This window comes from candidate division Zixibacteria bacterium HGW-Zixibacteria-1, from assembly GCA_002838945.1.
GTDB lineage: Bacteria > Zixibacteria > MSB-5A5 > GN15 > PGXB01 > PGXB01.
This window is the reverse complement of the sequence record PGXB01000021.1, coordinates 46,334-56,126: the sequence shown is the minus strand read 5'-3', so window position 1 is coordinate 56,126 and position 9,793 is coordinate 46,334. Positions and strand designations below refer to the sequence as shown.

At 50.5% G+C, this 9,793-nt stretch carries 10 protein-coding genes and 1 tRNA gene; 6 read left to right on the top strand and 5 right to left on the bottom strand.

Annotation, left to right across the window (positions count from 1 at the left end):
* Nucleotides 1-262: 262 nt before the first annotated feature.
* From gltA to CVT49_09415, 4 genes are read right to left on the bottom strand one after another with little or no spacing between them, the layout of a single operon-like run.
* Nucleotides 263-1,753, bottom strand: coding sequence for a glutamate synthase (NADPH), homotetrameric (gene gltA / locus CVT49_09430; GenBank protein ID PKK83308.1), 1,491 nt, complete (start codon nucleotides 1,751-1,753; stop codon nucleotides 263-265).
* Nucleotides 1,754-1,767: 14 nt separating this feature from the next.
* Nucleotides 1,768-2,634, bottom strand: a complete 867-nt coding sequence (locus CVT49_09425) for a ferredoxin-NADP reductase (protein PKK83307.1) — start codon at nucleotides 2,632-2,634, stop codon at nucleotides 1,768-1,770.
* Between the two features lie 25 nt (nucleotides 2,635-2,659).
* Nucleotides 2,660-3,871: an acetate kinase gene (locus tag CVT49_09420; protein PKK83306.1), complete on the bottom strand. Its 1,212-nt coding sequence runs from the start codon at nucleotides 3,869-3,871 to the stop codon at nucleotides 2,660-2,662.
* Nucleotides 3,868-4,779, bottom strand: coding sequence for a 3-hydroxybutyryl-CoA dehydrogenase (locus CVT49_09415; protein ID PKK83311.1), 912 nt, complete (start codon nucleotides 4,777-4,779; stop codon nucleotides 3,868-3,870). The genes CVT49_09420 and CVT49_09415 overlap by 4 nt, the downstream gene beginning before the upstream one ends.
* A 340-nt stretch (nucleotides 4,780-5,119) precedes the next feature.
* Here CVT49_09415 and CVT49_09410 point away from each other — a divergent pair, with 340 nt between their 5' ends.
* Entirely contained in the window at nucleotides 5,120-5,344 is a 225-nt protein-coding gene (locus tag CVT49_09410; GenBank protein PKK83305.1) for a DUF2905 domain-containing protein, read from the top strand.
* A gap of 61 nt (nucleotides 5,345-5,405) precedes the next feature.
* Here the strand turns inward: CVT49_09410 and CVT49_09405 are convergent, their stop codons facing one another.
* Entirely contained in the window at nucleotides 5,406-6,293 is an 888-nt protein-coding gene (locus CVT49_09405; protein ID PKK83304.1) for a hypothetical protein, read from the bottom strand.
* A 262-nt stretch (nucleotides 6,294-6,555) separates the two neighbouring features.
* Between CVT49_09405 and CVT49_09400 the strand changes: the two genes are divergently transcribed.
* From CVT49_09400 to CVT49_09380, 5 genes are all read left to right on the top strand, one after another.
* Nucleotides 6,556-6,632 (top strand) — tRNA-Val (locus CVT49_09400).
* Between the two features lie 68 nt (nucleotides 6,633-6,700).
* Nucleotides 6,701-8,638 carry a threonine--tRNA ligase gene (locus CVT49_09395; GenBank protein PKK83303.1) on the top strand — a complete coding sequence of 646 codons (1,938 nt, stop codon included), beginning with the start codon at nucleotides 6,701-6,703 and terminating at the stop codon, nucleotides 8,636-8,638.
* A 12-nt stretch (nucleotides 8,639-8,650) separates the two neighbouring features.
* Nucleotides 8,651-9,262, top strand: a complete 612-nt coding sequence (locus tag CVT49_09390) for a translation initiation factor IF-3 (GenBank protein PKK83302.1) — start codon at nucleotides 8,651-8,653, stop codon at nucleotides 9,260-9,262.
* Nucleotides 9,201-9,395 (top strand): 50S ribosomal protein L35, encoded by a 195-nt coding sequence (locus CVT49_09385; protein ID PKK83301.1) that lies wholly within the window; start codon nucleotides 9,201-9,203, stop codon nucleotides 9,393-9,395. Before CVT49_09390 ends, CVT49_09385 begins: the two co-directional genes overlap by 62 nt.
* 36 nt (nucleotides 9,396-9,431) lie before the next feature.
* The gene (locus CVT49_09380; protein ID PKK83300.1) at nucleotides 9,432-9,782 is read left to right on the top strand and encodes a 50S ribosomal protein L20; all 351 of its coding nucleotides are present in this window, start codon (nucleotides 9,432-9,434) and stop codon (nucleotides 9,780-9,782) included.
* Nucleotides 9,783-9,793: the final 11 nt, after the last annotated feature.

The window sequence follows — 9,793 nt, the reverse complement described above, 5'->3', positions numbered from 1 at the left end:
AGAAAATGTCTGGACTTTCAAACACCGTCTGAAGTATTTTTAGAGCAATTGTTGCACTTCAAATGTGAATCCACCTTCCCGCCTTCGCGGGAATGACAAAAATGGGGCAGATGTGGACATCTGCCGCCCACAGTAATATGAGGCCGGCGGTAGAGTCTGTCGCCCACCGTGGATCACGGGTTTTGCGGGGTTGATAAAAGTTGCGATAAAAAAACCGCCGGGGAGATGCCCGGCGGTTACATAGTGCATTGCAGTATTAGCTCTATTTCTTCGCGGCTGCTTTAGCTTCGTCTTTTTTCTCTTCTTCGCCCGTTTCGAAGGGGATGCCCATAACGTACTTATGAATACCGCGGGCCGCGACTTTGCCGGCGCCCGCTGCCAGAATCACCGTGGCGCCACCGGTTACAATATCGCCTCCGGCGAATAAACCGGGCCGGGAGGTCATCATGGTCTTGGGATCGACCTGGATATTGCCCCACTTGTTGGTCTCCAGACCGGGAGTCGTCTGAGGAATGAGCGGGTTGGAAGAGTTGCCGACCGCTACGACAACCGTATCGACCGGGATGACAAAATTGGAGCCTTCCTTCGGGACCGGGCGGCGGCGTCCGGAGGCATCCGGCTCACCCAGTTCCATCTCGATACACTCCATCGCCTTCACCCAGCCGTTTTCATCGCCGATGTATTTGACCGGGTTGGTGAGGAACTTAAACTGGACACCTTCCTGTTCGGCGTGATGAATCTCATCTTTTCTGGCCGGCATTTCATTGCGGCTGCGGCGATAGATGATATAACCATTTTCGGCGCCGAGACGGAGGGAAGTCCGGACCGAGTCCATGGCGGTGTTACCGCCGCCGAGGACGGCGACATTCTTGCCGGCGAAAATGGGCGTGTCGTGATTCGGAAAATCATAAGCGGCCATCAGGTTGGAGCGCGTCAAAAATTCGTTGGCCGAATAAATGCCGTTGAGATTTTCGCCCTCGATCTTCATGAAGTTGGGCAGACCGGCGCCGGTGCCGATAAAGACGGCATCGAAACCCATCTCGGTCATAAGCTCATCAACCGTGTCGAGTTTGCCGACGACATAGCTGGTCTTGACCTCGACCCCCATTTTCTTGAGATAATCGACCTCGGATGCCACAATCACCTTGGGCAGACGGAATTCGGGAATGCCGTAGATAAGCACGCCGCCCGGTTTGTGGAGCGCTTCGAAAATAGTCACCTTGTGACCCATCAGGGCCAGGTCGGCGGCGACGGTCAGTCCGGCCGGGCCGGAACCGATGACGGCTATTTTCTTGCCGGTTGACGGCGGTAATTTGGGAACCTCAACCGTACCATGCATACGCTCCCAATCTGCGACAAAGCGTTCGAGGTTGCCGATGGCGACCGGTATGTATTTTTTGGTGAGAACGCAAACCTGCTCGCATTGCTCTTCCTGCGGGCAGACACGTCCACAGATGGCGGGCAGGGCATTGGTTTCTTTTATTTTTCGGGCCGCACCGGAGAAGTCACCCTCCATGACCAGTTTTATAAATCCGGGGATATCGACTTCGACCGGGCATCCGGCGACGCAGAGCGGTTTCTTGCAGTCAAGGCAGCGCGAGGCTTCGATCTGGGCCAGCTCCGGCGTCAAGCCATGCGGGACTTCCAGGAAATTTTTGACCCGTTCTTCCGGTTTCTGTTCCGGCATCGGCTGCCGGGAAACAGTCAGCCTTGCCTTTTTTTCCAGTGGCTCTTTCTTTTTATATTCTGACATGATATCATCCAGGTTTATTGCTTCATGGTTTTGACTTGCTTGCCGAGTCGGCATTTTTCTTCATCGAGAAATTTCTCATAAGAAATTTTCTCGAACCGGGCATACATCTTCAACCGCTTGGTCATTTCATCAAAATCGACTTCATGTCCGTCGAAATCCGGCCCGTCAACACAGGCAAACTTGGTTTTGCCGCCAACCGTAACACGGCAGGCGCCGCACATACCGGTACCGTCAACCATAACGGGATTAAGACTAACGAAGGTCTTTATTTTGGGTTCAAGCGTGGTCTTGCAGACCGCTTTCATCATCGGGACCGGCCCGATGGCAATGACCATTTCGATTTTTTCGCCATCATCGATCATTTTCTGAAGAATGGTCGTGACGAAACCATGAGTACCGAAAGAGCCGTCATCAGTGGAAATTTTGAGTTCATGCGAGGCCTCGGTCAGCTCCTTTTCAAAGATGAGAAGGTCCCTGGTGCGGGCACCGATTATGGTAGTTACCTGATTGCCGGCTTCTTTAAGGGTCTGGGCAATGGGGTAAATCGGCGGAATGCCGACACCGCCTCCGATACAGACGCAGTGGCCGAATTTTTCGACATGTGACGGCAACCCCAGCGGGCCGACGACATCGGTAAAATAATCGCCGGTCTTCATGCGATTCATCGCGGCCGAAGTTTTGCCGACTTCCTGAATGACAATAGTCAAAATTCCGTTTTCCCTGTCCAATCCCCCGATTGACATCGGAACCCGTTCGCCCAATTCATCTTTGCGAAGAATCACGAATTGCCCGGCTTTGGCCTTCTTCACAAGATGCGGGGCCTCGATCCTGAACTGGTGGACTTTTTCACACAGTTCCCGTTTGTCAAGAATCTTGAACAATTGTACTCCTTGCTAATTATTAAAACTATTTATTGCTCAGTTTCTCTACAATTTCCTCAGTATCCCGGGCAATAACCAACTCCTCATTAGTAGGAATAACAAGCGTTCTTACTCTTGAGTTCCTCGATGAAATGTCGATTTCTTTCCCTTGGGCGGCGGCATTGACTTCTTCATCCAGTTCAATGCCGAGATATTTAAGCTCCTCACAGGTCATTTTGCGGACGGTGGCCGAATTTTCGCCGACACCGCCGGTGAAAATGACGGCGTCAAGTCCGCCCATGGCGGCCGAATAGGCCCCAATGTATTTACGCAGACGATAGCAGTATATGTCAAGGGCGAGTTTGGCATTGCCCTGACCTTTGACGGCATTGGATTCGATTTCCCGCATATCGGAAGAGATGCCGGAGATTCCGATCAGGCCGGAATGTTTGTTCATAAGAGTATTGGCTTCATGAAGCGTTAATTCCTCACGTCCCATGATATGCAGGATAACGGCCGGATCCATATCGCCGGTGCGGGTGCCCATTAACAGGCCCTCGAGAGGCGTGAAGCCCATCGAGGTGTCGATCGAAATGCCGTTCTTGATGGCGGTTATGGAAGCGCCGTTGCCGAGATGACAGGTGATTAGTTTAAGTTGTTCACGAGGCTTGCCCATCAATTCGGCGCATCTTTCGGAAACATAGCTGTGCGAGGTTCCATGAAAGCCGTAACGGCGAATCGAATATTTTTTGTACATGACGTACGGCAAGCCATAGATATAGGCCATGGGCGGCATCTTGTGATGGAAGGCGGTGTCGAAGACGCTGACCTGCGGGATGCCTGGAAGGTTGGCCATGCAGGCCTTGATGCCGGTGATATTATGGGGATTATGCAGCGGGGCCAGGTCGATCAGGCTGCGCAGCTCCTTCATGACCTCATTGGTAATCAGGGCCGAAGAAGTAAATCTTTCGCCGCCGTGAACCACGCGGTGTCCGACCGCATGAATCTCCGAGACATCCTTGATGACGCCATGATTTTCGGATGTCAAAATTGAAATAACGTATTGAATGGCAATTATATGATCCAGAATTTCGCCGGTAACTTTGACCTCGTCGCGCCCATGAGGGCGGTGAGTCAGAACCGCGCCGGACATGCCTATGCGTTCCACCAGTCCTTTGGCGACCGCCGTTTTTTTGTCCATGTCGAAGAACTGATATTTGACCGACGATGATCCGCAATTTATGACCAGGATGTTCATACTTGACCCCGCTCTGCGTCCACAAAAGGCGTTTCGCCTTTGATGCGATTGCCTTCCTTGTCGTACTTAAAGAAACCCTGTCCTGTCTTTACGCCGAGATAGCCGGCCCGAACCATTTTGCGAAGCAGGGGACAGGGATTGTATTTATGCTCGGAAAGTTCCTCGAGCAGGTTTTCCATCTGGGACATGACCACGTCGAGTCCCATCATATCGGCCAAGGCCAGCGGGCCGACGGTGAAACCGAAGCCGAGCTTCATGGCGGTATCGATGTCCTCGGCAGTGGCGACACCTTCCATCAGCACATGCATGGCTTCGTTCAGCAGGGGCATGATTACGCGCGTCGTAACATAGCCGGGGTATTCATAGACCTGCACCGGGGTTTTGCCGAGATGATCGGCAAACTGGCGCGCAATTTCATAGGTGTTGTCGGATGTCTTCAATCCCCGGACGATTTCTATGACCGGGATTTTCGGGACCGGACTAAGGAAATGCATCCCGATCACACGATCTTCGCGGTTGGTCACGGAAGCCAGTTCGGTGATGGACAGGGTAGAGGTGTTGGTGATGAAAACAGTTTCCTCGGGGCAAAGATCATCGAGCCGCTGGAACAGTTCGCGTTTTTGCCGCAGTTTTTCCGGGATGGCCTCGACAATCAGGTCGGCCAGCTTGGCGACCTGAAGGTCGGTCGAAGGAACGATGCGTGACAGGATAGCTTTCTTATCCGATAACGTGAGCCCCCATTTATCGATCTCATGATCGATATTTTCACCGATTCGCTCGATTCCTTTTTCCGCCAGTTTGGCGGTACGATCGAGCAGAATGACGTCGGTTCCGGTCGTGGCGATAGCCTCGGCAATGCCCTGTCCCATGACTCCCGCTCCGACCACCACTATTCTATTTAAAGCCATATTAAACAACCTTAAAATATGTGAAAAAAGTAACAAACTATTCGCTAAATATATGCAATTGTTGCGGTCAGGCAAGTCTTTTTTGCCCGGATCGTCAAGATAAAACGGCAAAATCAAGATTTTGCCGATCCGTTTATTTCCCTTGACCTTAGCGGTATGCCCCGGTATTATAATCAGGACAATTGTCAAATAAATTCCAAAATCAGAATAATCGATTATTATGGTCGATAAAATCCTGAAATGTTGAGACGGAGGGAGATCATGAACCGAAAAAATCTTGTCATTGGAGGGATAGGGATGCCCGGTCGACCGGTCGTTGTTGGTGAAGGATGAATTGTCAATGCCTGTAAATCAATTGGGGAAACTCCTGGTTATATTCGGCGCGATGGTAATCCTTGCCGGATCAATTCTCCTGTTTTATGACAGAATTCCATTCCTGGGTAAACTTCCGGGTGATTTGCATTTCAAAAAAGGAAACATGCATATCTACTTTCCGATCGTTACCAGTCTTGTTTTGTCGGTAATTCTAACGATTATATTGAACTTATTCGGGCGGGGGAAATAGAAGGCCCCCTTATCTATGATGGCGTGCCTGTAAAATCGGGATGATATACCGGGATCTTATCCTATTCGGGGCAGGTGGGTGCGGGCCCCTGTTTATATAGGTATTTTATCAGATAAGTAATATCGAGCATGTTGAGGCCGGGTCGGCCATCCACATCAGCCGAATTAAACGGGTCCGGTTCGGGTCCCCATTTGTACAGAAAATTTATTACATAAAGGATGTCCAGCAGGTTCAGGGCGCTGCTGTGATCGGAATCGCCGCAGATAAAAAGCCCGGGGTCGGAATCGAGTGTCAATATCGCGGAATGGGCTCCGATGACGCCGGATTCGACAGGAATCAGGACATAGTCATAGTTGGAGATATTATCCACCAGGCTGTCGATATAAAAGCTGTCCGAAACACCTGAATTTAAAAGAGAGCCGGCGGGATCATCGATACGGAAAAAGGAACCGCCCGACGGTGCCGTTCGGCGATAGACACGATAAGAAGTATTTTCCGAGGCTGTCCAGTGCAGATAGACAGTCGAATCGGTCCGGGCCTCGCCGGCGAATCCGGCCGGGGCCGGGGGCCATGAAATAATTTCGAGCTGAATATTTTCCTGCTGAAAGGAATTGTCGGGAATAAGATCGGAAAGACCGGCGGCTTCAAGGTTGGCGATATTAAAGAAGTGATAATTATAGGGATTGCCGGGAGATTCTGTCAGGTAATTCTGAAAATCATCGAACCAATTGCCGGCATCATAACCGGCGCCAATGCAGCTCTCGAGGTGGATTTCATCATCCGTGCCGTCAAGATATCCGATAAACAGAATCTGGCCGCTGTCGGGAACCGATAGATTGGAGCTGGTCACAGTGCCGAAAATCGAACCCTGGCCATGGGCGGAGGGGCATAAAAATAGGGCCGGAAGGGCAATAAGCAGATAAAAGACTGTTTTTGCGCAAATTTTCATAGGTCAGATTTTTTTCCAGTGTCAAACGGCAGTAATCAGTCGGACATATCTTCTCGTTTCAATATAATTCGCTACGACCGTTTCCCCAAATGTTTTATCGGCATTTCCGGCCGCTCTTTATCAAATTACGGTTTCAAATAGCGCGTATATAAGACGCAAAGAGTTTGGCGGCGGCTAATATTTTCCTTGACAGAATCGATAAATATATATATTGTTAAGGCTTGCAAGAATTGCAAAGAGATTGAATAAGACGATAAGGAGAGGGCGATTAGCTCAGTTGGTTAGAGTGCTTGCTTGACATGCAAGAGGTCACTGGTTCGATTCCAGTATCGCCCACCATTTTCTGGCGGGACATAGATCGGAACTAATCCGGTTTATGCCCGCTTATAGTTATTAGATGTATAGACATGAGTGAAGTTAAAATAAAATTTCCGGACGGATCGGAGAAGGCTTTTGCCAGGGGTGTAACCGGCCTTGAGATCGCCAAGTCGATATCGCCGCGCCTGGCCAAGGAGGCTTTGGCGGTGAGGGTCAATGGCCATATGCGCGATCTATCCTGTAAGATCGAGGAGGACGCGCCGATCGAGGTGCTTACTTTCGATTCGCCGGAGGGAAAATTTGTCTTCTGGCATTCCTCGGCTCATATCATGGCCCAGGCAGTGACCGAGCTGTTCCCCAAGGTCAAGCTGGCCATCGGGCCGCCGATCGAGGAAGGTTTCTACTATGATTTTGAGGTGGAAAAACCGTTCTCGCCGGAAGATCTTGAGAAGATAGAGAAGCGTGTCCAGGAAATAATAAAAGAGAATGCCGAATTCGAGCGGGTCGAGACTGATCGGAAGGCGATGCTCGATAAATATAGAAAAGAGCACGAGACCTATAAAGTGGAGATGCTCGAAGAGGATATTCTGGACGACCGGGTGACGGTTTATAAACATTCTTCATTCGAGGACCTTTGCCGCGGGCCGCATATTCCGAATACCGGAATCGTCAAGGCTTTCAAATTGCTGGCGTCATCGGGCGCCTACTGGCGCGGCGATGAGAAGAAAACGATGCTGCAGCGTATTTACGGGGTTTCGTATCCCAAGAAAAGCATGCTGGACGATTTTCTTTATCGCCAGGAGGAAGCCAAAAAGCGCGATCACCGGATGCTTGGCAAGCAGCTGGAATTGTTCCATATCACCAATGAAGTCGGTGCCGGGCTGGTGATGTGGCTTCCCAAAGGGGCGATAATCAGAAACGAAATCGAGAATTTCTGGCGCGAAGAGCATCTGAAAAACGGCTATGAACTGGTTTTTACGCCGCATATAGCGAATCTTGATTTATGGCACCGCTCAGGGCATACCGACCATTATGTCGAAAATATGTATCAGCCGGTTCTCGTTGACGAGGAAAAATACCAGCTCAAGCCGATGAATTGCCCGTTCCATATTATGATGTATAAGTCGCGGCGATGGAGTTACCGCGACCTGCCGTTGCGGTGGGCGGAACTGGGTACGGTTTATCGTTATGAGATGCCGGGCGTGCTGCATGGTTTGATGCGGGTGCGCGGTTTTACGCAGGATGACGCCCACCATTTTGTCTCCCCCGAGGGGATGGAAGACGAATTGGTCTGGCTGATCAAGTTCTGCCTGCATATTCTGGATCCATTCAAATTCCAGGAGTACGATATTTATCTGTCAACCCGGCCGGAAAATGCCATCGGCGACCCGGAGGACTGGGTCAAGGCCGAAAACGGCTTAAGACGGGCCCTTGATATTCTGGGTCTGAAATACGCTGTCGATCAGGGCGGGGGCGCTTTTTACGGGCCCAAGATAGACATAAAGATAAAGGATGCTCTCGGCCGGAGCTGGCAGTGTTCGACGATTCAATTCGATTTCTCTCTGCCGGACAGATTTGAGATGAGCTATGCGGACAAAGACGGTAAATTAAAACGGCCGTTTATGATTCACCGGGCCCTGCTGGGCTCGATTGAGCGCTTTTTCGGTGTTTTGATCGAGCATTATGCGGGCAAATTCCCGCTCTGGCTGGCGCCGGTTCAGGCAAAGATTCTGCCCATAACGGATGATTTCAACGACTACGGGCGGGAGATTCAGGAGATTCTCAAAAAGAGCGGATTTCGGGCGGAATTGGATTCCCGTTCCGAAAAAATTGGACATAAGATTAGAGAATCGGAGTTGCAGAAAATCCCGTATATGCTTATAATAGGGGCCAAGGAAAAAGAAAGCGGCTCCGTTTCGGTCAGACTTCACGGCATCGGGGATAAGGGGACTTTTAAGTTGGAAGCTCTGATTGAATTAATGAAAGCCGAACGAGACGAAAAAGCTTTGCAGTCGAAATTGTTGTAAAGGGAGGATAATATAAAGAAGAAGACAGACCGGGTGCGGGTTAACGAGAGGATTACCTCGACGCCGATCAGAGTCATTGACCAGAACGGTGAACAAATTGGTATATTACCTGTAAATGAAGCGTTGGCCAGGGCCCGTGCCGTGAATCTTGATCTGGTCGAAATAGCTCCTAATGGTCAGCCGCCGGTTTGCCGAATCATGGATTTCGGCAAATTCAAGTACCAGCAGGCCAAGAAGGAGAAGCAGGCCAAGAAGAAGCAGCACACGGTACAGATGAGGGCAATGCGGTATCGCCCCAAGACCGACGAGCATGATTATCAATTTAAGACCCGGCATGTTCGCGAGTTTCTTGAGCAGGGAAGCAAAGTAAAGGTATTTGTCATGTATACCGGGCGCGAGATGGCCCGTATCGAACTGGGAAGAAAGATTTTAGACAGAGTCGTAGAGGACCTGCAGGAAATTTGCACAATTGGCCAGGAACCGAAGTTGGAAGGGCGACGACTGACGATGGTTCTGAACCCAAAACTACAGAATGTGAAAGCAAAACAGAAGAGGACCGAAAATGCCAAAGATCAAGACCAACCGGTCAGCAGCCAAGCGGTTCAAGAAGACGGCGACGGGTAAGATCAAGCGGAAAAAGGCTTATCATTCGCATATTTTGACAAAGAAATCGCCGAAGCGGAAAAGGAATCTTCGCAAGTCGGGTCTGGTGAGCGATGTCGATGCCGGACGCGTGAAGAAAATGATTCCTTATTAAACTGAATGATTAATTATTTGGATCAGGAGTAGAGAAATGCCACGCGCAATGAACAATGTAGCCGCGCATAGAAGACATAAAAAAGTTCTTAAAAAAGCCCGCGGAAATTACGGAGCCAGGTCAAGACTGTATCGGACGGCACTGGAGACGGTTCACAAAGGGATGACATATGCTTATCGGGATCGCAGAAACAAAAAGCGCGAATTCCGCAGTCTCTGGATTGTCCGTATCTCCGCCGCCGTCAAGCAACATGGGATGAATTATTCCATGTTTGTCAGCGGTCTCAAGAAGGCCGGTATCGGTCTGGATCGCAAGGCTTTGGCGGATATCGCCGCTACTGACGGTGCCACTTTCGGCCGCCTGGTGGATATGGCCAAGGCCGGCTGATTCCGAGGCTG

Coding starts and splice junctions, on each gene's coding strand:
- CVT49_09385 (PKK83301.1), top strand. CDS start 9,201: ATGCCAAAGATCAAGACCAACCGGTCAGCAGCCAAGCGGTTCAAGAAG.
- CVT49_09405 (PKK83304.1), bottom strand. CDS start 6,293: ATGAAAATTTGCGCAAAAACAGTCTTTTATCTGCTTATTGCCCTTCCG.
- gltA (PKK83308.1), bottom strand. CDS start 1,753: ATGTCAGAATATAAAAAGAAAGAGCCACTGGAAAAAAAGGCAAGGCTG.
- CVT49_09415 (PKK83311.1), bottom strand. CDS start 4,779: ATGGCTTTAAATAGAATAGTGGTGGTCGGAGCGGGAGTCATGGGACAG.
- CVT49_09420 (PKK83306.1), bottom strand. CDS start 3,871: ATGAACATCCTGGTCATAAATTGCGGATCATCGTCGGTCAAATATCAG.
- CVT49_09380 (PKK83300.1), top strand. CDS start 9,432: ATGCCACGCGCAATGAACAATGTAGCCGCGCATAGAAGACATAAAAAA.
- CVT49_09395 (PKK83303.1), top strand. CDS start 6,701: ATGAGTGAAGTTAAAATAAAATTTCCGGACGGATCGGAGAAGGCTTTT.
- CVT49_09410 (PKK83305.1), top strand. CDS start 5,120: ATGCCTGTAAATCAATTGGGGAAACTCCTGGTTATATTCGGCGCGATG.